At 44.8% G+C, this 22,533-nt stretch carries 24 protein-coding genes; 17 read left to right on the forward strand and 7 right to left on the reverse strand.

Translation table 11 applies throughout. From position 1 onward, the window contains the following. Positions 1 to 21: 21 nt before the first annotated feature. The 5 genes from ACQCT5_RS21615 to ACQCT5_RS21635 all read left to right on the forward strand — a co-directional run bounded on the left by ACQCT5_RS21615 (position 22) and on the right by ACQCT5_RS21635 (position 4,215). Positions 22 to 879 carry a Cof-type HAD-IIB family hydrolase gene (locus ACQCT5_RS21615; RefSeq protein WP_499645044.1) on the forward strand — a complete coding sequence of 286 codons (858 nt, stop codon included), beginning with the start codon at positions 22 to 24 and terminating at the stop codon, positions 877 to 879. A 615-nt stretch (positions 880 to 1,494) separates the two neighbouring features. Then, positions 1,495 to 2,376 (forward strand): carbon-nitrogen hydrolase family protein, encoded by an 882-nt coding sequence (locus tag ACQCT5_RS21620; RefSeq protein ID WP_499645046.1) that lies wholly within the window; start codon positions 1,495 to 1,497, stop codon positions 2,374 to 2,376. Positions 2,377 to 2,541: 165 nt separating this feature from the next. Then, positions 2,542 to 3,048: a PTS sugar transporter subunit IIA gene (locus ACQCT5_RS21625; protein ID WP_499645048.1), complete on the forward strand. Its 507-nt coding sequence runs from the start codon at positions 2,542 to 2,544 to the stop codon at positions 3,046 to 3,048. Between the two features lie 166 nt (positions 3,049 to 3,214). After that, the gene (locus tag ACQCT5_RS21630; RefSeq protein ID WP_499645050.1) at positions 3,215 to 3,688 is read left to right on the forward strand and encodes a hypothetical protein; all 474 of its coding nucleotides are present in this window, start codon (positions 3,215 to 3,217) and stop codon (positions 3,686 to 3,688) included. 5 nt (positions 3,689 to 3,693) lie between these two features. Next, complete coding sequence (locus tag ACQCT5_RS21635; protein ID WP_499645052.1) at positions 3,694 to 4,215, forward strand: hypothetical protein; 522 nt, start codon at positions 3,694 to 3,696, stop codon at positions 4,213 to 4,215. A gap of 19 nt (positions 4,216 to 4,234) precedes the next feature. On the opposite strand, the gene ACQCT5_RS21640 is transcribed toward ACQCT5_RS21635, so the two are convergent. Both ACQCT5_RS21640 and ACQCT5_RS21645 read right to left on the reverse strand, forming a co-directional pair. Continuing rightward, positions 4,235 to 5,560 (reverse strand): short-chain fatty acid transporter, encoded by a 1,326-nt coding sequence (locus ACQCT5_RS21640; RefSeq protein WP_499645054.1) that lies wholly within the window; start codon positions 5,558 to 5,560, stop codon positions 4,235 to 4,237. Between the two features lie 135 nt (positions 5,561 to 5,695). Beyond that, complete coding sequence (locus tag ACQCT5_RS21645) at positions 5,696 to 7,210, reverse strand: glycine betaine uptake BCCT transporter (RefSeq protein ID WP_499645112.1); 1,515 nt, start codon at positions 7,208 to 7,210, stop codon at positions 5,696 to 5,698. Positions 7,211 to 7,368: 158 nt separating this feature from the next. Between ACQCT5_RS21645 and nfsA the strand changes: the two genes are divergently transcribed. Further along, positions 7,369 to 8,118, forward strand: coding sequence for an oxygen-insensitive NADPH nitroreductase (gene nfsA, locus ACQCT5_RS21650; protein WP_499645056.1), 750 nt, complete (start codon positions 7,369 to 7,371; stop codon positions 8,116 to 8,118). 74 nt (positions 8,119 to 8,192) lie between these two features. Here the strand turns inward: nfsA and ACQCT5_RS21655 are convergent, their stop codons facing one another. Both ACQCT5_RS21655 and ACQCT5_RS21660 read right to left on the reverse strand, forming a co-directional pair. Then, positions 8,193 to 8,783, reverse strand: a complete 591-nt coding sequence (locus ACQCT5_RS21655) for a VanZ family protein (protein WP_499645058.1) — start codon at positions 8,781 to 8,783, stop codon at positions 8,193 to 8,195. A gap of 461 nt (positions 8,784 to 9,244) precedes the next feature. Further along, positions 9,245 to 9,685 (reverse strand): SRPBCC family protein, encoded by a 441-nt coding sequence (locus ACQCT5_RS21660; RefSeq protein WP_499645060.1) that lies wholly within the window; start codon positions 9,683 to 9,685, stop codon positions 9,245 to 9,247. Between the two features lie 187 nt (positions 9,686 to 9,872). Here ACQCT5_RS21660 and ACQCT5_RS21665 point away from each other — a divergent pair, with 187 nt between their 5' ends. Further along, complete coding sequence (locus ACQCT5_RS21665; RefSeq protein ID WP_499645062.1) at positions 9,873 to 10,130, forward strand: GlsB/YeaQ/YmgE family stress response membrane protein; 258 nt, start codon at positions 9,873 to 9,875, stop codon at positions 10,128 to 10,130. A 52-nt stretch (positions 10,131 to 10,182) separates the two neighbouring features. Here the strand turns inward: ACQCT5_RS21665 and htpX are convergent, their stop codons facing one another. Beyond that, positions 10,183 to 11,061 carry a protease HtpX gene (gene htpX / locus ACQCT5_RS21670; RefSeq protein WP_499645064.1) on the reverse strand — a complete coding sequence of 293 codons (879 nt, stop codon included), beginning with the start codon at positions 11,059 to 11,061 and terminating at the stop codon, positions 10,183 to 10,185. Between the two features lie 169 nt (positions 11,062 to 11,230). Between htpX and ACQCT5_RS21675 the strand changes: the two genes are divergently transcribed. From ACQCT5_RS21675 to ACQCT5_RS21685, 3 genes are all read left to right on the forward strand, one after another. Then, the gene (locus ACQCT5_RS21675; protein WP_499645066.1) at positions 11,231 to 11,875 is read left to right on the forward strand and encodes a DUF1836 domain-containing protein; all 645 of its coding nucleotides are present in this window, start codon (positions 11,231 to 11,233) and stop codon (positions 11,873 to 11,875) included. Positions 11,876 to 12,016: 141 nt separating this feature from the next. Then, a complete protein-coding gene (gene gnd, locus ACQCT5_RS21680) occupies positions 12,017 to 13,429 on the forward strand; it encodes an NADP-dependent phosphogluconate dehydrogenase (RefSeq protein WP_499645068.1) in 1,413 nt (470 codons plus the stop codon). Between the two features lie 61 nt (positions 13,430 to 13,490). Beyond that, positions 13,491 to 13,925, forward strand: a complete 435-nt coding sequence (locus tag ACQCT5_RS21685) for a hypothetical protein (RefSeq protein WP_499645070.1) — start codon at positions 13,491 to 13,493, stop codon at positions 13,923 to 13,925. Between the two features lie 115 nt (positions 13,926 to 14,040). On the opposite strand, the gene ACQCT5_RS21690 is transcribed toward ACQCT5_RS21685, so the two are convergent. Together ACQCT5_RS21690 and zwf are read right to left on the reverse strand one after the other, a co-directional pair. Beyond that, the gene (locus tag ACQCT5_RS21690) at positions 14,041 to 14,655 is read right to left on the reverse strand and encodes a cyclase family protein (RefSeq protein WP_417898576.1); all 615 of its coding nucleotides are present in this window, start codon (positions 14,653 to 14,655) and stop codon (positions 14,041 to 14,043) included. Between the two features lie 67 nt (positions 14,656 to 14,722). Then, positions 14,723 to 16,198 (reverse strand): glucose-6-phosphate dehydrogenase, encoded by a 1,476-nt coding sequence (gene zwf / locus ACQCT5_RS21695; protein WP_499645114.1) that lies wholly within the window; start codon positions 16,196 to 16,198, stop codon positions 14,723 to 14,725. A gap of 307 nt (positions 16,199 to 16,505) precedes the next feature. Between zwf and ACQCT5_RS21700 the strand changes: the two genes are divergently transcribed. The 7 genes from ACQCT5_RS21700 (at position 16,506) to ACQCT5_RS21730 (ending at position 22,506) form a co-directional block, all read left to right on the forward strand. Beyond that, the gene (locus tag ACQCT5_RS21700) at positions 16,506 to 17,177 is read left to right on the forward strand and encodes a uracil-DNA glycosylase (protein WP_499645072.1); all 672 of its coding nucleotides are present in this window, start codon (positions 16,506 to 16,508) and stop codon (positions 17,175 to 17,177) included. Positions 17,178 to 17,206: 29 nt separating this feature from the next. Beyond that, positions 17,207 to 18,010: an ion transporter gene (locus ACQCT5_RS21705; protein ID WP_499645074.1), complete on the forward strand. Its 804-nt coding sequence runs from the start codon at positions 17,207 to 17,209 to the stop codon at positions 18,008 to 18,010. Between the two features lie 147 nt (positions 18,011 to 18,157). Continuing rightward, a complete protein-coding gene (locus tag ACQCT5_RS21710) occupies positions 18,158 to 19,900 on the forward strand; it encodes a methyl-accepting chemotaxis protein (RefSeq protein WP_499645076.1) in 1,743 nt (580 codons plus the stop codon). A gap of 982 nt (positions 19,901 to 20,882) precedes the next feature. Beyond that, positions 20,883 to 21,089 (forward strand): hypothetical protein, encoded by a 207-nt coding sequence (locus ACQCT5_RS21715; RefSeq protein WP_499645078.1) that lies wholly within the window; start codon positions 20,883 to 20,885, stop codon positions 21,087 to 21,089. 37 nt (positions 21,090 to 21,126) lie between these two features. Next, positions 21,127 to 21,648: a DUF420 domain-containing protein gene (locus tag ACQCT5_RS21720; protein WP_499645080.1), complete on the forward strand. Its 522-nt coding sequence runs from the start codon at positions 21,127 to 21,129 to the stop codon at positions 21,646 to 21,648. A gap of 13 nt (positions 21,649 to 21,661) precedes the next feature. Next, on the forward strand, positions 21,662 to 21,967 hold the full coding sequence (locus tag ACQCT5_RS21725) for a YwdI family protein (RefSeq protein WP_499645082.1): 306 nt from the start codon (positions 21,662 to 21,664) through the stop codon (positions 21,965 to 21,967). Positions 21,968 to 22,209: 242 nt separating this feature from the next. Beyond that, positions 22,210 to 22,506, forward strand: a complete 297-nt coding sequence (locus ACQCT5_RS21730; RefSeq protein WP_499645084.1) for a hypothetical protein — start codon at positions 22,210 to 22,212, stop codon at positions 22,504 to 22,506. Positions 22,507 to 22,533 lie beyond the last annotated feature (27 nt).

Raw genomic sequence — 22,533 nt, forward strand, 5'->3', positions numbered from 1 at the left:
TTACATAAGAAGGTGAACAGATTGGTAAAATGTATTGCGATTGATATGGATGGAACGTTATTAAATAATAATCATGTAGTAAGCGAAGAAAATGCAAAGGCCTTAAAGGTTGCGCAAAGAAACGGCGTAGAAGTTGTCATTGCCACCGGACGGTCCTATGGAGAAGCGAAGAATGTCCTGGTAGAAGCGGGGATACACTGTCCGATCATCTGTGTCAATGGAGCAGAAATGCGTTCGATGGAGGGAGAGGTTGTAGCTATCAGCCCCTTGATGAACACACAAGTAGTGGAACTGGCTGAGATTCTCGATAAACATGATGTCTACTTCGAGCTCTATACGCAAAGCGGAACCTATTCCAAGGACTACGACAAGGCGGTTGCCACCCTTATGGACATTTTCATGTCGGTGAATGAGGAAAACGACTATGAGGAAGTGCTCAGGGCAGCAAAGGAAAGAATGGAAGACGGCAGAACGAAGCTGGTGGACAGCTTTGATCCAATTCTTAAGGACGAAACAACCATCATTTTCAAGCTGCTTGCCTTCTCATTGGATAAGAAAAAGCTAGAGGCGGCACGAAGCGAGCTGACTGAAACAGGACATGTGGCAATCAGCTCCTCCGGTAAGGACAACCTGGAGATCACCAGCAAGGAAGCGCAAAAAGGGATAGCCTTGTCGGTCTTCACCAGCGAGCGTGGCATTTCCATGGAGGACACAATGGCAATCGGGGACAACTACAATGATGTCTCCATGTTCGAACGCGTTGGCCGTGCCGTAGCAATGGGTAATGCACCAGAAGGCGTAAAAGCCAAAGCCCATATGGAAACCGACACCAACATCAACAGCGGCGTCGCCAAAGCCGTGCTTGAGGTATTGGGGTAGGAGTAGGATTGGATTGGTAAATAATTTGTAGTGGGGGCGGTGCTGAGTAGTACCAGGCCCCTCTTTTTTTGTTTGGGGGAGAGAGAGGTTTGGTGGTGGATGGAGGGGCCAGGCACTGGTGGTGTGGGATTATGTGTTTGTTTTGTTGTTTGGATTAGTGTTTTGGTTCGCCCCTGTTGGTTGCAGTGCAAGGGGTGAGACTCCTGCGGGAGGAAGGGACAAGGGAGACCCCGCAGACGCGCAGCGTCGAGGAGGCTCCCGGACCGCCCGCGGAAAGCGAACCCCTGGAACGGAAACCAACAGGGTGTTTAATGTGGACACAATAGTTCCCCGAAAACGTTTCCGGTAAATTAACCATTGTTCAGCACCCCCTCATCCTCTATAATAAACTAGTTGTAAAAAACGATGTTTTCGCATACATTGTGGCTTTTAACGTATCTCATGTATACACGTAAATTCATTTGCTTTCGTGCTCTTTTCTCTGCAAACCAATTAATTTTCTTTGGAATACGACAGGGATAATTGCTGAGAAAAATCCAAAAGCCGATTTTTCTCGGACAAAAGCAATAAACTTAACGAAAAGAGCCTAAAAGAACGGAAAAAGGGGGCCTCCAGATGAAGTTTCGTGCTTCTGCTGTGCAGTATCATTTGCATACCATCAATAGTTTTGAAGAATTTGCAAATCAAGTGATCCATTATGTAAAAACAGCCGCTGAAATTGACGCGGATTTCGTATTGTTTCCTGAATTTTTGACCACCCAATTACTCTCGTTTCCAGTTGACGGAAGAGAGCAGACGATAAAAGATCTCCCGTCCTATACGGATTTGTATTACCAGCTATTTAGCGGTATTGCCAAGCAGACGGGCATGCACATCATCGGGGGAACCCATGTTATTGAAAAAGAGGGCAAGCTCTATAACGCTGCACACCTCTTTTATCCGGATGGAACAATTGCCATTCAGACGAAGCTTCATCTGACACCGACGGAGGTTCAGGAATGGGGTATCACACCTGGGGAAGGCTTGCAGGTGTTTGAGACGGAAAAGGGCACCATTGCGATGCTGACCTGCTATGATATCGAGTTTCCGGAGGTTGTGCGCCTCGTGAAAGCAATGGGGGCGGATGTGGTATTCTGTCCATCCTGCACCGACGACCGCCATGGCTTCCACAGAGTGCGCTATTCCTGTCATGCCCGCACTATCGAGAATCAGGTATATGTGGTGACAACCGGCACGATCGGTTCTTTGCCGACAGTCGACTTTATGCGCGGCAACTTCGGCCAGGCAGCGATTATTTCACCGAATGATGTTCCCTTCCCGCCAAGAGGCATTGTGGTGGAAGGCGAATTGAACCAGGATATGATTGTTACGGGAGACCTTGATATCGCCCTTTTGGAAAAAGTGAGACAGAGTGGATCTGTAACAACTTGGCGGGATCGCCGTTCTGACTTGTACCCGGATTGGGAGCAGCTTGCAAAGGGATCTGTGAATAATTAGAGTAAACTATTTGACAAACAGGGTGTTGTCATATATTTTTAAAAAATAACAAGATGGATTGTGACTGGTAAAGCAGGCAAGACCTAATACGAAACCGGATAAACCCCGGGCGTGTTGGGTCTTTTTTATTTTCCTGACAATTCAGACCTTTAGGAGGAAAAAGATATGTCATTCTTGAAAAAGCTTTTCGGAAAAAACGAAGTGAAAACAGCAGAGGTATTGGTTGCGCCGATTACAGGAAAGGTGCTTCCGCTTGAAGAGGTTCCAGATCCTGTTTTTGCTCAAAAAATGATGGGTGACGGCATCGCAATCGAACCAACGGAAGGAACAGTCGTTTCCCCGGTAAATGGTGAGATTGTACAATTCTTCCCGACCAAGCATGCCATCGGGATCAAATCGGAAACAGGCGTGGAGGTCCTTATCCATGTAGGACTAGAAACGGTAGGCATGAAGGGTGAAGGCTTCGAAGGATTGGTAAATGTGGGCGATAAAGTAACAGTGGGTACGCCATTATTGAACTTTGATATCGAGCTGATTAAAGAAAAAGCGAAGAGCATCGTGACACCAATCATTTTGACAAACGGTGACATCCTCGAAAAAGTGCAGAAGCATGATGTGCAGGATGCATTCAAGGGTGCAACGGCGCTTGTGGATTGGAAGGTTAAAGACTGAATTTGTTGGTGGAGAACTGCTAAGGAAATTTAATAAAGTGATGCAATTCGTGCATACTAGCAAAAGAGAAGCGAGATAGCTTCTCTTTTTGATGGTCTTTTGGCGAAATTTGTCGAATATCTAATAACTGAAAAACAACCAACAACCCCAAAAGGAGGGAAATCAAATGCAAGTGGTCATCTATCTCATTTTGACATGGACTTTTGCAGCATTCTTCCTATTTCAGAGAAAATCACTATCACTTGTAGAAAATTTATTTCTATTTTTTTTCTTCCTTTTTATAAATAAAAACGTCATTACGATGCTTAGCTTGAATTTTAGCATGATTGAGTACTCTAAAGAGCCCCATCTGTTCATTTGCTTCTGGTTTCAACGCACCCTCGTTTATCCTCTTTTGTTACTGATTTTTGTCAATCGAGTGTTTGAGAAGTCGCCTATTTATAAGGTGGGTGGTGTACTTTTATTTATCGGAATCGGGATATTGATGGAGTTAATATCCATTAAATTGGAGGTAATTACGTATACCAATTGGAACTTTGGATGGACATTTCTTATATCCATCATCTATTTGTGCACAACGCTTGGAATCGCGAAGGCGTTTCGGTATTTCATACTTAGAGAAGGTGAGTTGAAGGGATGATAATAATGAAATGGTGGACCCTTGCCTCAACTGTTATCTATGATCATGCGTTTAATTCAAATGAGTGGTTCATTCTAATAAGTATTCTTGTTGGTTATTCGCTACTATTTATACTTCCAAAGCGGTTCCCAACTACCTACACTGTCCTCTTCTTATTTATTGGCATGAACAGCGGAATGGTATTTGATCATACGATAAGCATTCCTCCATTTGATTTTTACGATGTGAATGACAGTTCCAAATTTGAAATTTATGACTTTTTGTCTTACATTATGTATGGCCCATACGGGTATTTTTTCTTTTACCTCTACGATTACTTGAAGCTCAGGCGCTATCGAACCATGCTATATATTATCAGTTGGTCGATTACAGCAATGGTTGTAGAGTGGGTGGCTTACAATCTGGGAGTATTCCATTATAAGGCTGGCTATAAGTTTATCTACTCTTTTCCATTTTACTTTTATGTTCAAAGTGTCACGTTAGTGCTGTTCAATTTTATCATGAAAAAAGCTCCCCCTAACAAGTAGGAGAAGCTTGAACGTACTGTTATAAAAGTAAAAATGCCAGGGAGATGATTACTCCGCTTATGAATAGGACAATGACACAGAACCCCATGATGTCCTTGGCCTTTAAGCCGGCGATTGCCAGGGCAGGCAATGCCCAGAAAGGCTGGATCATGTTCGTCCAGGCATCTCCCCACGCAACTGCCATTGCCGTTTTGGCAACAGATACGTTAAGGGACTGCGCTGCTTCCAGCATGATAGGGGCCTGAACCGACCATTGTCCTCCTCCTGATGGAACGAAGACGTTCACGATACCAGCACTTAAAAAGGTGAAGAAATGGAAGGTGTGCTCATTGGAAATGGAGACAAATGCCTCTGACATGACTCCAGCTAAACCGGAAGCTACCATCATTCCCATGATCCCTGCGTAGAAAGGGAATTGAATAATGATGCCGCTTGCACCTTTTACCGCATTCATCACCGCTTCAAGGAAATGCTTAGGACGCCAGTGGAACAGAATGCCCAGGAACAGGAATAGGAAATTGACGATATCCAGGTTCAATTTGAAGCCATTATCTGCAAAATAAAGAAATAGGAAAAATAGCCCCATCACTGAAACGAGCAGGGAAAGAATCCAACTGTTCTCCAGGCGATCCGCTGGTGTAAGCGCAGCTTTTTCAACGGTTGCAGCCTGCAGACTTGAAGAGTCTTCCAATATGGCAGGGTCGACAGTGATGGTTTCGTTTTTGGAAGGCATCATTAAACGGTTCAATAGTGGCAGCGTAATAAATAGAGCCGCAATGATAGCCAGGTTGAATGGAGCGAAAATGGTTTGATCTGTGCTGATGACACCGATTAAATCCTGTGAAAAGTGGCCCTCTGTCGCAATGGTAAGCGGGATGGATCCTGAAAATCCGCCATGCCAGACAATGAAACCGCTGTAAGCGCTTGCAATCAATAGCCTGTAGTCTACGTTCTCCACACGTTTTGCCAGTTCCTTTGCAAACAATGCCCCGATAACGAGCCCGAAGCCCCAGTTAATCCAGCTCGCCACGATGGAAACGATGGTTACGATAATGATGGCCGAGCCTGGCGACTTTGCCGTGGACGCAAGACCACCAAGCATTCTTTTAAAAATGGGACTGCTGGCCAGCACATGCCCGGTTACAAGAACAAGCACCATCTGCATCGAGAAGGCGAGTAGAGCCCAGAAGCCTCCGCCCCAATGCTTTGCCATATCTACAGGACCGCTGTCGGTGAAAAGAAGACCCAATCCGAATACCACAAACGTTAAAATGATGACAAACAAAAATGGATCAGGTAGATAGCGCTGCATCACACGATTGAAAAAAGAAGTGATTCCTTTCATAATAAATTCCCCCTGTTTGACAATTTTTGATATAACCCATCCCTCTTTTACAATTCTCTATTAGCATTTATATTCCTCTTTTTTAAAGGGTAGTCCAAAAAAGAATGCACCTTCCATTTGGAAGGTGCATTTCTACTACTTATTCATTCTGTTTCGCCGTGAAAGTCCCGGTTCTTTTCGCAATGCTTTAAACAGGGAATAGCACATGGCAATCAGTATGATGGTGAATGGTAGTGCCGACACAAGAGAGGCGGTTTGGAGTCCTTCGAGCCCGCTTGCCAATAGGAGGACGGCTGCGATCGATGCCATCAGGGTTCCCCAAATGACACGTAATAATAAAGGAGGATTCAAGCTGCCCCCTGAGGTCATCGTTCCCAGAATATACGTTGCAGAATCCGCTGATGTAATCAGGAAAGTGAAAATCAGCAGGATGGATATTACAGATAGGATAAATGTGAACGGCAGTTCTGCAAAAGTTGCAAACAAGGCGCTGGTTACATCTTTATCCACGGCCTGCGCAATTTGCGTCCCTCCGAACAGATCGAAATGAAGGGCGGTTCCTCCAAATACAGCGATCCATAACAGGGCAATCACCGGTGGAATGACCAAAACCCCAAAAACAAACTCCCGAATCGTTCTCCCTCTGGAAACCCTGGCAATGAAGGCGCCGACAAATGGTGACCACGCAATGGCCCATGCCCAGTAGAAAATCGTCCAATCCCTGACCCATGTACCGCCTTTATATGGCGTCAATCTAAGGCTTGTTGTAAAAAATGTCGAGATATAGTCCCCTATCCCTAGTGTAAATGTGTTAAGAATGAATACAGTAGGACCGGCAAAGAAGACAAAGACCATCAACAGCAATGCCAATGTCAGATTCAAATTGCTCAAATACTTGATTCCGCGTTCGATCCCAGTTGTAGTGGAGGCCAAGTAAAGAATCAATAGTACAAAAATAATGATCAACTGAACGGTTGCATTATTGGGAATGCCGAAGACGACATTCAATCCGCCGTTGATCTGCAGGATTCCAAGTCCAAGTGAAGTCGCAACCCCCATCACCGTCGCAATGACAGCTAGGATATCAATGGGCTTTCTTATGTAATGTCTATTTTTTGTACCGATAATCGGATTTAATGTGGTGGAAATGAGTCCATCTTCCTTTTTGCGGAATTGAAAATATCCGATCGCAAGGCCGACTATCGTGAATACGGACCACTGACTTAATCCCCAGTGGAAAAAAGAATACTGCATCGAAGCTCGGGCAGCCTCTTCGCCGAGGGCGTCAATCGTCTCGCGTGGCGGAGTGAAGAAGTGGCTCATCGGTTCTGCTATTCCCCAGAACACAAGACCTATTCCAAAACCGGCGCTGAACAGCATGCCAATCCACGTGAAAAAAGAAAACTCCGGACGATCCTCATCCTTGCCCAACCTGATTTTTCCGTATTTTGATAGTGCGAGCACAATACAGAATAGCACAAAAAATAATACCGATAGCAAATAGAACCATCCGAATGCATAGGTGGTGAAGTTGAAAATTTCGCTTGCCACTGCTGCGAACGCTTTAGGTGCTACAGCACCAATTACTACAAGCAATGCTATTGCAATTGCTGAAAACCAAAAAACTACATCAAGCTTTCTAATAGAAATCTCCCCCAATATGTATGTTAAGAAAAGTGCATCAGTCTACTATTCCCTAGCTCCGACTGATTTACTCGTGATTCTCTGAAAAAAGAGCTCCTTCTGGAAATCCTCCTCAGGAACTGATTTAATGGGAAGTAAGATTGCCCACTAGAGGAGGAGCAGGGATGAACCCTACGATTGAAACCATTTTACAGCACCGATCGATTCGAAAATTTGAGGACAAACCATTATCGGATGAACAGATCAGAAGCATCGTGGAATGTGCACAGGCCGCTTCCACCTCCAGTTTCATTCAGGCCTACTCGATCATCGGAGTGAAGGATAAGGTGAAGAAAAAGAAGCTGGCTGAGCTTGCCGGGAATCAGTCCTATGTGGAGCATAGTGGGCACTTTTTCGTATTTTGTGCCGATCTTCATCGCCATGAAACGATAGGAGAAATGGAAGGAACGGATGTGTCCGGCTCCCTAGAGAGCATGGAGAAATTCATGGTTGCCGTCATCGATGCATCGCTCGCTGCACAAAATGCTACACTTGCAGCGGAATCCATGGGTCTAGGGATCTGCTATATCGGCGGCATCCGTAATAATATGGAACAGGTGACAGAGCTGCTTGGAATCCCAAGCCATGCCATGCCGCTCTTCGGCCTAGCAGTCGGGTACCCGGCTCAGCAAACCGATGTTAAGCCCCGACTTCCATTTGAACACGTCTATCACGAGGACACCTACAATACGGACGAGACAAGCTACAAGGAACAACTGGAGGACTACAATAAAACCACCTCAGCCTACTATCATGCCCGAACCGCCGGCAAGCGCGCAGACACCTGGTCGAGCCAAATGGCAAATATGCTGCGTGAACCAAAACGTACAGGAATGAAGGGTTTTGTGGAAAAGCAGGGATTTGCGAAAAAGTAGTTAATAGGGGGGCCTGACCCCTACAAATTTCGACAAAAAACGCACCGTCTGGAAAATCCGAGCGGTGCGTTTTTTTAGGAGCTGATCTTTATGATGCGCTTAAATACTGGAGTGAGCAGGTAGCCGATGAAAAATCCCAGTGTGTTAAGCAGGAGGTCATCAATGTCCAGGCTGCCACGGTTGGTCAGGTGCTGAGTGACTTCAATTAGGGAAATGGTGAAAATCGGCACAATAAGCAATGTTACCCAGTTCCTCTTTTTCCATTGCAGTGCAACCCCGAATGGCACGAAAAGTATAATATTGGCCGCTATGTTATAGAAGGCGACAAGAGGATCTGCATTTCCGGAAAGAAAAAGGGAAATGGTCGAGAACGGAACAAGATTGACATTATGGGCGGCGCCATAATCCTGCTCGTTAGGACGAAAGAAAAGCAGAACTAAAAGTGAAAGGGTGTAGATGCCCAAAATGGTCCCCACAGCCTTAGAGGATATCCTTACACACTCTCTCCTGAAGAAAAGAGCAGCGCAAAAAACCATCACGTAAATGCAGCCGGCCAGGACAGGTATAACCAAAGGATGCAGGTAAGTGGATAGTGGCTGATAGATGGGAATCAGCAGGATAAAAATAAGGCCTGAAAAGATAATTGGGAAGGTATGCTTTTTCATGGAGATTCTCCTTTGATACGTTTTAATTACAAATGAATAGTAGGTGTTTAAGAGGCTTTTTGAAAATAACACCGATTTCTTTTCCTGGTAAATGTAAAAGGGAGGCTAATAGAGCAAATTAAAGATTTTTGAATCCCCCTGTTGGTTGCAGCGCAAGGGGTGAGACTCCTTGAAAATGCTAGGATTTTCTGCGTGCGATGTATCGCTTCCGAAGCCTTCCTTGTCCTGCGGGAGCAGCGTGTCAAGGGAGACCCCACAGGCGCTATAGCGCCGAGGAGGCTCCCGAGGCCACCCGCGGAAAGCGAACCCCTCTCGCTGCAACCAACAGGGGTGTTTAACGTAGCTACTATATTTTCAGGAAGCCCCTTTTCGTAATGCAACACATACCTTACAAAGAAGACCATACCCCAAAAAACAGGCAGCCAAGCTTCCAGCCCGGCTGCCAATACCTGTTATTAAACTTACTCACTCTCAAGCAGGTTTTTCAACTGCTTCAAATGATCCCCGTCTTCCTTCTTCAGGATTCTGCGGATAATCGGCTTGGTAAGCTTCATCACAAGCCCTGAAGTATGGATATCCCCTTTGAAATTCACCCTTGTTCCGCCACCTTCAGCAGGAACGAAATCGTAGTAGTACACAACTTTTAACCCGTTGGTTTCGCTTTTAACAGAATAGCTTTTGTTCGGAGCGTATTCGGTAAATTCAATAACAGAAGAAGCTTTACGCCCTCTGATTTCACGGGTTTCCTTAAAGCGTGAACCGACCTGAAGCGGACCGTCCGTCAGCTTTTCAATTTCCACGACATTTTCCATGATCTTTGGGGCATTCTCCATATTGGAAGCATACGAAAAAACTTCCTCCACAGACTTGTTGATCACGACGGAATCCTGAATATCTGCCATTTTACATCCTCCTTTAAAGTATGTATCTATTTTCATCCATGAGAATTTTTTAAACAATTCAAGTCTAATATACCAGATATGTCCAGGTAGGGATAGAATCTGAAGGCAGGAAGTTTAAAAAGTATTGCAAACGGAAATATACTCTGTAAGCTACAAACAATGAACAAACACTAGAGGAGGAAATGACATGTTAGGACTATTAATTACTATTATAATTGCTATTATTATTGGAATGATCGGGAGCGCGATTGCGCCAGGCGGTATGCCAGGGGGAATCTTGGGTGCCATGATCGCAGGGCTTGTCGGTGCATGGATCGGTCACGCACTATTAGGGAAATGGGGTCCAGTGATTGCGGATATGGCTATCGTACCTGCCATTATCGGAGCAGCTATTTTTGTATTCTTACTGAGCCTTATCTCAAGAGGTCTAAGAAGCGCAACATAATGAATCAAAATAAAAGGAGTTAGCCTCAGCGGCTAACTCCTTTTTATGTCTATTATTTCGCCTCTAAGCGGCGGATACGCTCGTTTAAATCAGGGTGTGTAGAGAATAAAGAGCTCTTTCTTTTCCCGCTGATTTTGAAAGTTGCAATTGCTGAATCCTGCTCGTCTCTGATCCTGTGCGTGTAAGCCTGAAGGGATCGCAATGCGTGTACCATTTTGTCCTTACCTGCAAGGTCTGCACCGCCACGGTCCGCATGGTATTCACGGTAACGGGAGAATGCGAAGACAACTAAGCTACCAAGAATCGAGAAAACGATCTGGAACACAATCACAGCGATAAAGTGTACGATCGGTGCCATTTCCTCTTTTACAAAACGGGAAGCGATGAACGCTGCAATACGTGCCAAGAAGATAACAAATGTATTCACAACACCTTGTAGAAGTGTCATCGTTACCATATCGCCGTTTGCGATGTGGGCAACCTCATGGGCGATAACACCTTCAATGGCAGCATCGTCCATTTCCTGCAATAGTCCGGAAGAAACAGCCACTAAGGAGCGGTTCTTGGAAGGACCTGTTGCAAAAGCATTTACCTCTGGAGAGTGGTAGATCCCAACCTCAGGCATTTTTGTGATGCCAGCCGCACGTGACATGCGGTGAACCATTTCCACGATTTGACGCTCCTGATGAGACATCGGACCGTTCGGATCGATGACCTGGACATTCATCATTTTTTTCGCCATCCAGCGGGACATCAATAGGGAAATGAAGGAACCAGTGAAACCGATGATGGCACTGAAGATCAATAATGCGCCAAAGTTAATGCCATTGCCTTCAATGTAATTTCCAGCCCCAGTTAAACTGAAGATAATTGTAATCGTAGTCAGAACTAAAATATTCGTTAAAAGAAAATAGAAAATACGCTTTGCCATGTTTCTCCTCCTGCTTGTTTTTGAGTTCTTATGAACCTATATCTCTTGTTTTCAATTATAAAGATATATGTCTGATTTATCAATAAAAATACCTTGACTATATTTGACGAAAAGGCATTTGCAATTTACTATTAGAGCATAATTGGACGAGCGAAAAGAGGTACTCCTGATGGAAAAAGGATGGACAAGATTAGAGCTGGCAGTGCTTTTGGAGAAATTCCAGACTAAAAAGGGCTTAATGGTATACAGGGTTTCCCTACCCGGAAATTTCCAGCAGCTGATAACCAAAAAAGCCGATGGGGAGATAGGGCTCACCATGTCAAATATCGTCTGGCTCGGAAACCAGCTCGAAACGGCAGTCTATTCAGAGCCGGCGCTGAAAAACTGGGTTAAACGCGAAATAAAGGAATACATTGGAGCGCCGCAAGTTGGTCGCAAATATTCCATCGAGCAGGCAGCCCTCCTTTTTATTGTAAAAGATCTGAAGGTATTATTGGATTTTGAAGAGGTTCGCAAGGTACTCGGGGCCATTTTCAACAATCCGAAAGATCGCACCGATGACATTATCAGTCCGGTGGTATTTTATAAATCATATGCTTGTCTTTATGAAAACTTGATGGCCCAGACGGAAATTTTATCGGAAGAGCATATAAAAGAAGAAATCGAGGCCTATCTGGCAAAGGAATCACTGTACACGCAGGCGGAGAAAAGCAAAATATCCCGTTCCCTGTTGGTTGCCGTTCTTGCAGTCCGAACGAGGTATTTAAAGTCGCTTGCCAAACAGTATGTGAATAGGCTGGATGGCAAAGAATAAAGAATATTCGTGTGTAAGCGTTCGCATCCTTGAAGTTAGGTTATAATGGGTATAAAGCTTGATTCCATCAGGCTTTTTATGGTATTTTCAATTCGGACTATCGCGAAACAAATTACCTTGTAGAAGGGAAGTTTTTATAAAATGGCAAAGCAGCAAATTGGTGTAATCGGGCTTGCAGTTATGGGGAAAAACCTCGCAATGAATATCGAAAGCAGAGGCTATTCTGTATCTGTATTCAACCGCTCACCTGAAAAAACAGAAGAATTCATGCAAGAAACGGAAGGCAGAAACTTTAAAGGTACATATAGCATCGAAGAGTTTGTTCAGTCTCTTGAATCCCCTCGCAAAATACTACTGATGGTAAAAGCGGGCGGACCGACAGACGCAACCATCGAATCCTTGAAGCCGCATCTGGATAAAGGCGACATCCTGATCGATGGCGGTAACACGCTTTACACAGACACGATCCGCCGCAACAAGGAATTGGCGGAGCTTGGCCTGCATTTCATCGGTACAGGCGTTTCCGGTGGGGAAGAAGGAGCATTAAAAGGTCCTTCCATCATGCCTGGCGGGCAAAAAGAAGCGTATGACCTTGTAGAGGATATCCTGAAAAGCATCTCCGCAAAAGTGGAAGGCGATGCTTGCTGCACATATATCGGTCCAGACGGCGCAGGCCACTATGTGAAAATGGTGCATAACGGCATCGAGTACGGCGACATGCAACTGATCAGTGAGGCATATTTCCTTTTGAAAAATGTCCTTGGATTGTCCGCACAAGAGCTTCATGAAGTATTTGCCGAGTGGAACAAAGGCGAGCTCGACAGCTATTTGATCGAAATCACAGCAGACATCTTCACAAAAGTGGACGATGAAACAGGCAAACCACTTGTGGATGTCATCCTGGACACTGCCGGTCAAAAAGGTACGGGTAAATGGACAAGCAAAAGTGCCTTGGATCTTGGCGTTCCACTTCCGATCATCACAGAATCCGTATTCGCACGCTTCATCTCTGCTATGAAGGAAGAGCGCGTGAAAGCGAGCGGCATGCTTCGTGGACCGGAAGGCGTAACGTTCAATGGCGACAAGGAAGCGTTCATCGAGTCCGTTCGCAAGGCATTGTACATGAGCAAAATCTGTTCCTACGCACAAGGATTCGCACAATTACGAGCAGCATCCGAAGAGTATGGCTGGGATTTGAAATATGGCGAAATCGCAATGATCTTCCGCGGCGGCTGTATCATCCGTGCGCAATTCCTGCAAAAGATCAAGGAAGCGTATGACCGTGAGGCAGAGCTTGCCAACCTATTGTTGGACCCTTACTTCAAGGAGATCGTGGAAAGCTACCAAGGCGGTCTGCGTGAAATCCTTGGCGTAGCAATCCAGCACGGCGTACCTGTGCCATCATTCTCAAGCGCATTGGCATACTACGACAGCTACCGATCCGAGACACTGCCTGCCAACCTGATTCAGGCACAACGCGACTATTTCGGTGCACACACATACCAACGTACTGACAAAGAAGGCATCTTTCATACAGAATGGATGTCTAAATAATATATTTCTTAAGGAAAGGCCAATTCCTGGGTTGCATGATGCTGCTTGGGGGTTGGCTTTTTTGTGGCTGGATTACGTTTTTGAATATACAGGATCAGGATGCAAAGATATTCAAGAAAAGCGCCCGATTTTAGAAGAAACTACACTTATATTGCAAAATGAGCATAGGCTAAGGTGTAGTTTTAATAAAAAGGAGCTAAATCTTATGAACAGTAATGTTAATCATTGGTCACCTAACTCTTACGATTTATATCAACCTTTTTACAATCAACAGCAACAACATATGTCTCGAAATCACCAGTTAAAGCATCAAACCTTGTCAACAGTGGAACCTCTTGTTCAATATGGTCTTAAAGAAGCTCAGGTAACTTCATATCTGCATGCCATGCGGGAAGTTGCAGCTGTTTCCTATCTGATAGGTAAAGGGTATGATCCAAGAATGGCGTATCAAATGGTTGAATCATGGGAAGTTGCTGAAATGTTTTATCCACGATAAGTGAACGAAATACAAATAGCTTGAAAAAGAAACAACAATTTCTGCGAAAACAACAAAATAAAAAAGTGCCAAGGTCTCCGTCCCGCAACAGGACGTGCTCCTTGGCACAAATACATTAGTTCATATCCAATAAAACAATACGAGCAGGAGAAGCATCGACTCCGGAAAGCTTCAGAGGAGCAGCTACCATGATGTAGCTGCCTTCCTCGATATCTTTTAAGCGCAATCCTTCGATAATGATGACGTTGTTGTTGAATAGTGTCTTATGTGTCGGGTGACCTTCCTGGCTGCGCTCGATGCCAAGTGCGTCCACTGCCACTCCGCTGATTCCGATTTCCGCCAAGTAATGCGCCGCATCCTCTGCCACGAATACAAAGTCGAAATTGAACTCTTCGTCGAATGAGTTTTTCGTTTTGAACAGGATGAAGTCGTCCTTCTGGATATCAAGGTGGGCAATGTCTTCCTTCTTGATGCGGTCTTCCACAGAAGTCAGATCAAATACTTTACAAGGGCCAACCAGCCTTTCAAGCGGGAGCGTCTCAATGGTTTCGCCGTCCACGATCATGTGAAGCGGGGCATCCACGTGAGTCCCGGTGTGCACGTCAAGCTCCAGGCGGGTTTCTGTTACATAGCCGTTTGTATTAGTTGTTAATGCAGGTTGCTTTTCAGGCTTGTTTTTATAAACAGGCATTCCTGTAAAAATCGGTGAAGATACATCATATACTTTCATGTGAAAAACTCCTCTCAAAATTGGGTTAAGCTTTTCGGGGCTGAACGAGCCGGCTCCGCTTTTCTTGTTAAACATTCCACCAATGGAATCCGTCCCTTTTCAACAGCTCGTCCGCCTTTTTTGGCCCGACTGATCCTGCTTCGTAGTTCGGGAAGTCTTCTGCTGTAGTGCTTTCCCATGCTTTGGATACCTGATCGATGAAGCTCCAGGATAGAGCCACTTCATCCCAGTGGGTGAAGTTGGTCATATCTCCGCGCATGGCATCAAAAATCAGGCGCTCATAAGCTTCCGGTGTGTTGATTCCATCAATGCAATTGTTACTGTAATCAAGCTTGATCGGGGTGGTTGTTATATCCTTACCCGATTTCTTCGCATTCAAATGCAAGGTGATGCCTTCATCTGGCTGAATGTGGATGACAAGCAGGTTCGGGTCGACTTTTTCCCCGCGGTTATAGTATAGGTTCATCGGGATGTCCTTGAACTGTACGACAACCTTGGTTGACTTGGAGGACATTCTTTTACCGGTACGGATATAGATCGGGACGCCTGCCCAACGGAAGTTGTCGATGACAAGCTTGCCTGCCACATATGTTTCCGTGTTGGAAACAGGGTCCACGGAATTTTCTTCGCGGTAGCCAAGTACCTTTTCTTCCTCAATCATTCCTGCGCTATATTGGCCGCGGACGAAATACTGACCCACTTCGGATTGGTCGATCTGACGCAGGGCACGAAGCACCTTGACCTTTTCGCTTCGGATTTCTTCAGGGTTCAGCTTGATCGGCGGCTCCATCGCAAGCAATGCGACCATCTGCAGCATATGGTTCTGAACCATGTCACGCAGGGCACCGGAGTTTTCGTAATAGCGCCCGCGGTCCTCCACCCCAAGTACCTCGCTTGATGTAATTTGGATGTTGGAGATGTAGCGATTGTTCCAGAGCGGTTCGAAAAGGGCATTGGCAAAACGGATCACTTCAATGTTTTGCACCATTTCTTTCCCTAGATAGTGGTCAATACGGTAGATTTCGGACTCATGGAATGCCTCACGGATTTCTTCGTTCAATTCTTTGGCAGTTGGCAGGCTATGGCCAAACGGCTTTTCGATAACAAGACGTTTAAAGCCATCTGTATCAGTCAAGCCTTCCGCTTTCAGGTTGGAGGCGATGGTCCCGAAGAATTCAGGAGCCATGGCCAGGTAGAACATTCTGTTTCCGTTTGTTTGATACTCCTGATCCAATGAACTGGATAGATCTTTAAGCTGTTGATAAGAGTCGCTGCTCGTCACATCAAACGGCTGGTAGTAGAAGTGGGAGCTGAATTCCTCTACATCGGCATTTCCGTTTGCAGCACCATTCACGGACTTTGCCACATTTGCACGGAAATCCTCATTGGTAAGGGGGCGGCGGGCTACACCGACAACCGCAAAGTTCTTTGAGATGCTTCCATTTTTATAAAGGCGATAGAGGGACGGATAGAGCTTACGTTTTGCCAGATCCCCGGTTGCTCCGAAAATAACGATTAAGCTTGTTGGATTTTCTTTAGTCATCACAGTAAGAACCTCACTTTTAGTAGCTAGTCTAAACGGAATTGTGTTACAACAATTAACTCATTCAGGACAAACAATTATGTAAAAAAGTAGCATTTATTAAAATAAGTATGGAACATTGGAAAAATAACCTACCCAAGTATTTTATTTTATATAAAAAGACAAAGCAATTCAATGTTTTCCGATACCACTATACCACATTATGACCATATTCCCGGAATGATTGACTCAGTAAAAATGTTAAACAAATAGGAAGGGTCTATGGTAAAGTAGGGATTGGAATAGTAACAGACAGGAGTGGTGGTACATGGGCATAAACTGTGAAAATTGGTCCGCTCTTTTCAAGGAAGAATCAGAAAAGGATTATTATATTAAATTGAAACAATTTATAGATAGTGAATACGAGTCGACAATAGTATACCCGTCAAAGGAGGACTTATTTCGTGCATTCCAGGCTACAAGCTATGAGGATGTAAAGGTCGTCATTATCGGTCAGGATCCGTACCATGGAAAGGGACAGGCCCATGGAATGAGCTTTTCTGTCCAAAAAGGAGTGACCATTCCGCCGTCCCTTCGAAATATGTATAAAGAGCTACATGCAGACTTAGGAATTGCCGCACCAAATCATGGCTACCTGATGGAGTGGGCAAACGAGGGAGTGCTGCTTTTGAATACGGTGCTGACGGTCAGGGAATCGGAGCCCAATTCCCACAAAGGCAAGGGCTGGGAGCAGTTTACCGATGCGGTGATCAGGAAATTGAATGAACGAAGCCGCCCTGTCATCTTTCTTTTATGGGGAAAGCATGCAGAGCAAAAGGAAAAGCTCATCAGTAATAGCCGTCACTTTGTGATAAAGAGTCCTCACCCAAGTCCTTTTTCCGCAAACAGGGGCTTTTTTGGCAGCAGGCCGTATTCAAAAGTGAATGCGGTATTAAAGGAAATGGGCGAAAAAGAAATAAATTGGCAGCTAACGCCTTAGAGGATAGTTAGATGAAGGGAAGATTACATATGGAAAGTTGGAAATTGAAAACACGGCAGCTGGTCGGCCACCGTTTTTTTGTAAATGCAGTCATGCTTGTCATCCTGTTGAATGCGATACTGATCGGAGTGGAGACGTATCCTCATTTCAGAGAGGATTATCCAGGGGTCATTCAAGGGTTTGAAGTGTTCTTTTTATGGTTCTTTACGATAGAAATCATCTTGAGAGTGTTTGCAGAAAAGAAATTCTATCAGTTCTTCTATAGTAAATGGAACATCTTCGACTTTGTGGTCGTAGCCGGGGTGCTTTTATTCAGTGGAACATACTTTATTTCCGCTCTCCGTATCCTCAGAGTGCTGCGTGTCCTTCGTGCGGTGACGGTGATTCCGTCCCTTCAAAGGCTCGTAACGGCATTTCTGAAAACCATCCCATCGCTTGGGACGATCATGATGCTCTTGGGATTGGTGTTTTATATCTATGCCGTACTTGGTGTCATGTTCTTTGGAGAAATCTCACCGGAATACTTTGGGACGCTGCACTTGTCCTTGGTGACATTATTCCAGGTAATCACACTTGAGTCCTGGGCTAGCGGCGTCTTTCGACCAATCTTTGCCGAGAGTCCATACTCCTGGATCTATTTCGTCTCGTTTATCCTTGTCGGAACCTTCATCGTCCTTAACCTGATTGTCGGGGAAATCCTCAACAACATCCAAGAGGCAAAAGAGGAAGAACAAAAAGACGACAAGATCGAAGTAAGCAAACTGGAACTCGCGAAAATCACGAACGAAATCAGCGAACTGAAACAGCTGCTATTGAAAAGGGAGCAAAAATAAAAAGGGGCCTTGCCCCTTTTTTTCTTTTTCTACAAAACATCACAAAAACCATTAAATAACTTCCACATGTTGTCGAAATAAATAAGTAAGAGATATAAATTTTTTTAAAGAATTGTGCAAGCGGTTTCACAACTTGGAGCACGCACAATGCTGAATCACGAGAGACTGGCTTTAATGGATGGAAGGGGAAGAACAATGGGGAGTATGAGAAAAAGGCTGTTGGTCTTGACGGTAATACTTGCGGCAATCGGGGTGGCTGCTTCGATCGTCATATGGATGAACAGCATGCAGGTGCAGAAAAGTGTGAATGAAATGGAGGAGCTGACAGAGTTGAATGAGCGCTACTTTGAGCTGATTCAATCCTATCAATCGACGTTGACGGATATGTATTTTGTCGTATCGAATGGCTATTCCAAAAAGCATGTGGAGGGCATCGAGAAGAATCTTCTTGAAACGGAAGAGAAGTTGGAGAATTTAGAGCCTTATTTCGAGGAGTATGAAGAATTAGGTCAGTTAAAGCAGTATTTTGTCGTTTCACATGAAACATTGTCTAAACAATATCTACTAATTAGTGATGTTTCCAATGCAGCGAACATGGATCGTCTACGAATCCAGACTTCAGAGGAACTGGCGAAAGCTCGTAATCGAGTGGAGCGGGCAAATGTCACAGGAATGGAATTTCTCCAGACGTTCAATGATGAAAATAGAAAGGAAATACAGGATCAGGTCGGTTCGACAGAATTATGGACCTTGCTATCTTTATTAGTGGTAGTGCTTGTTCCGATTTTCGCAATGCTTTCCTTCCGTACAGCCTTTAACCGAGGTGTGAATCTGTTGCTCGAACGTGTGGGAGCATATCAGCAGGGGAACTTTACATTCACATCCAAACGCTCGGCAAGGAAAGATGAATTTGGCCAGGTGGATCATGCACTGACGAAAATGGGTCAGAACATTGATCAGCTGATGAATGGAAGTCTCGATGCCAATCAGCGTCTTCAGGTTGTGATGCAGGAGTTGCTGATCGGGGCGGACCAGAATCTAGATAAATCCGCTTTGATTAAATCAAAGTCCGAACAAGTGACAGAAAAAGTGGCGATGCAATACGAAGGGACAGCAGCCATTTCGGCGGTTACAGAGCAGGCTTCTGCCAGCACGCAGGAAATCTATAGCATTGTCGATGAAATGAAGCGAAACCTCGAAAACATGGAAATCCTTTCGAAAAAGGGTGCCAAGTCTGTAAAACAGATGTTTGAGACGATGCATCACTCCTCTAGGGAGACCGAGTCCATGGTCAGCCGATTTTCGCAGATTAAGACGAGCATTGATGAAGCGCAAAGCTTTTTAAAAGGAATAAATGAAATCACGACTCAAACGAATCTGCTGGCATTAAATGCTTCCATCGAAGCGGCTAGGGCCGGGGAGGCAGGAAAAGGATTTGCGGTGGTAGCAGAGGAGATCCGCAAGCTTTCATCCCAGACAGATCTCTTTTCAAAAGAAATCAACAGCATCACCGGACGTATCCAGGATGATGCCAACACTGTACTGGTGGAGTTCGAATCCTTCAAGGAGACAATCGATCAGACCAATGAACAGAACGCCGCTTCTGCAAAGCTATTTCAAAATATTGCCACCAATAGCGGAACCTTGTTGGAGCAAGGTACCCATATTACTGCCGCCATGGAGGAAATCAGCCTCGGAGTGAACGACATCGTGAACTCCGTCAATGACCTTGTGACCTCCTCTTCGGAATTGACACAACAGATGGCGGAAGTCGTAAGTGCCGCAGACCACCAGGTGGCCGTTTCCAACAGCATGAAAGGCACGGTGGATGTTGTAAAAGAAACAGCAGAAGACCTAGCCGCAACCATCGAGTCCATAAATAACCGCTGATCAAGTAACCTGTGATGAATTTGTCACAGGTTTTCTTTTAAATGTGAGAAAAACTAACCGCTTAATAAAGAGTCCTCATTAAACACCCTGTTGACCTCCGTTCCAGGCATTCGCTTTCCGTGGGGCGGTGCTTGAACCTCCTCGGCGTTGCCTGCGGGGTCTCAAGTCAACCGCTAAGCTCTAGCAGGAGGCTCATGCCTTGCACTACAATCAACAGGGGGGTGTGAAATTAATAATTTTTGTTATATAAAAGGGGAAATCTCTTCTGTACTTTAATATTTAGGACAGTGACTTGTCGGAATCCTTGATTTCTGCATCTTACTATTAGTTAGCCATAAAAAACACATAAATGATTTGAACCGAAGATATAACAAGAGGAACAATAGAAATTATTTTCAACCATGAATTTTTTGTTGCAAACCCTATTACTAATATTGCAAGACCTAAAATTAGCACACCAATCATTGATAAGAACGTCATTCCAATTCACAATCCTTCCAATTTCTGTATAGTGTAATTTTGCACTAATGGGGTAATTTTATCAATATAATCTGAATATTAATAATTATCGTTGTCACGAAGAATTACCTTTTGCTAAAAACCAAACCGCTTGGAACCACAATGTTTTAGATGACAGGCAAATTTTAAGTGTATGCCAGCTGGTGATTGGAGCAATAGGCGGAGACTCCTCGAAAATGCGAGCATTTTCTTCGTGCGATGTATCGCTGCCGAAGCCTTCCTTGTCCTGCGGGAGGAAGCGTTTAGTGGAGACCCCGCAGGCGAAAGCCGAGGAGGCTCCACAAACGCCCCGCGGAAAGCGCAGCCTATTGCGGAAATCACCAGCGGAGTTAATCCAGAGCATATTCACTACTAAGTTTTTCAAAATTAAACAAAGTACCTCATTCGTCACAGGTTATTCATAGGATGCACACTTAAAGAATGGTAAAATGGAGAAGGAAAATGGGGAAAAGGGTGTGAAGGAATGGAACCGAAGCGGATTGATTGCATGAAATGCCGGCATTACTATGTAACCTGGGATGCCAAGTTTCCAAAAGGTTGCCGTGCATTCGGGTTCAAAACCAATCAGTTGCCTTCCCTGGCAGTTTTCCGTTCATCAGGAAGCCCTTGTATGAAATTTGAAAAAAAGGCTACAACAAAAGAACCTATCCAAAAAGGCTATTACATATAAAGGCTGATTTTCAAAGAGCCTGTAAAAGGAGACAACCATGAAAAAGAGAAATTTCCTGCCGTGGATCATCGGCATATCCATCCTGGTCAATGCACTTGTAGCGGTTCTGTTTTTCCTTCCGCAATACGAGGGGCTAGCTCATGTGGACCTGACATTCCTGCCGATGATGAACGCGATATTTAACAGTTTTACTTTTATATTCCTCGTGTGTGCGCTAGTGGCAATTTTAAAAAAGAATATTACCGTGCACCGCGGCTTTATTTTGGCAGCATTTATGTCCACCACACTATTTTTAATTACATATGTGACTTATCATTCGCTCACGGAATCGACACCGTTTGGCGGAGAAGGTATCATACGGTCCATCTACTTCTTTATACTATTGACGCATATCGTGTTGGCGGTCGTCATTGTGCCGCTGGCGTTATATTCCCTGGTGACCGGTTGGAGCATGCAAAAGGAACGCCATCGTAAAATTGCTCGCTGGACGATGCCGTTATGGCTTTATGTAAGCTTAACTGGTGTCATCGTGTATTTTATGATATCTCCATATTATTGAAGGAGGGGAAAACATGAGCATCACATTGGATAAAGTCTTGCAGCGCATGCAAGCGGAACTGAATCGGGCGCAGGAAACGGGAAATGTGCAAAAGAAGCGTGAGCATCTTGCGGCGATGAAATCCCTATGCGAGCTGGCATTAGAGGAGGACGTACAGCAGGAGAGAAGACCTGCTGCACCAAGCATGCAGCCTGTAGCTCCGAACTTTGCGGCAAACAATTTTGTTCCACCGGTCCAACCTAGCCAACCGGTGAACCATTTTCCGTCTAAGCCCATGAAAGAGGACGAGGCGAACGGCGACTCGATTTTTGACTTTTAATAAGTGTTCAAAAAGGAGGATAAAAAGAGCAAAGAAGTTCGAGGAAGCGAAGTCTCGAGCACCGCAGAGTATGATTTGTAATGTTGCGGAGCGGAGAGGCAAGCTGACGAAGAAATTCGAAGCTTTTTTTCCGGACTTTTTGAACATCCTCTTAACGTTCTTCCGAAAAGTTACCATACTAAACTGCATAGGAAGTAGTCAAACTAAAAACACCCCAGCAAGTATGGAGGTGTTTTTTACACATGATGGGTAGTATGGACGGAACATTTTTCGGGATAGCTTCCTATATGGATAGAAATATCGATACAAGCACGAAGCTTTCCCATGATCGCTATGAAGTTTACGTAAACGGTGACTTTGTTGGACAAAAAACGCTGCTTTCGACAAGGGAAGATGTCACAAGTGTCAATGAATTTCTGCACACGCAGGGACACAATGACTTCCTTACGAATCTGGACGGCGATCATTATCATATAAGAACAAGCAAAAAAGAACGAGAGCTCAAACACGCACTTCAGCTGTATCTGAACTCCCGTTGAATATACGCCCCAAGACCGAATCAGGTG

Origin of the sequence: Sutcliffiella halmapala, from assembly GCF_050107295.1 — a bacterium.
In the GTDB taxonomy this organism is placed as follows: domain Bacteria; phylum Bacillota; class Bacilli; order Bacillales; family Bacillaceae_I; genus Sutcliffiella_A; species Sutcliffiella_A halmapala_A.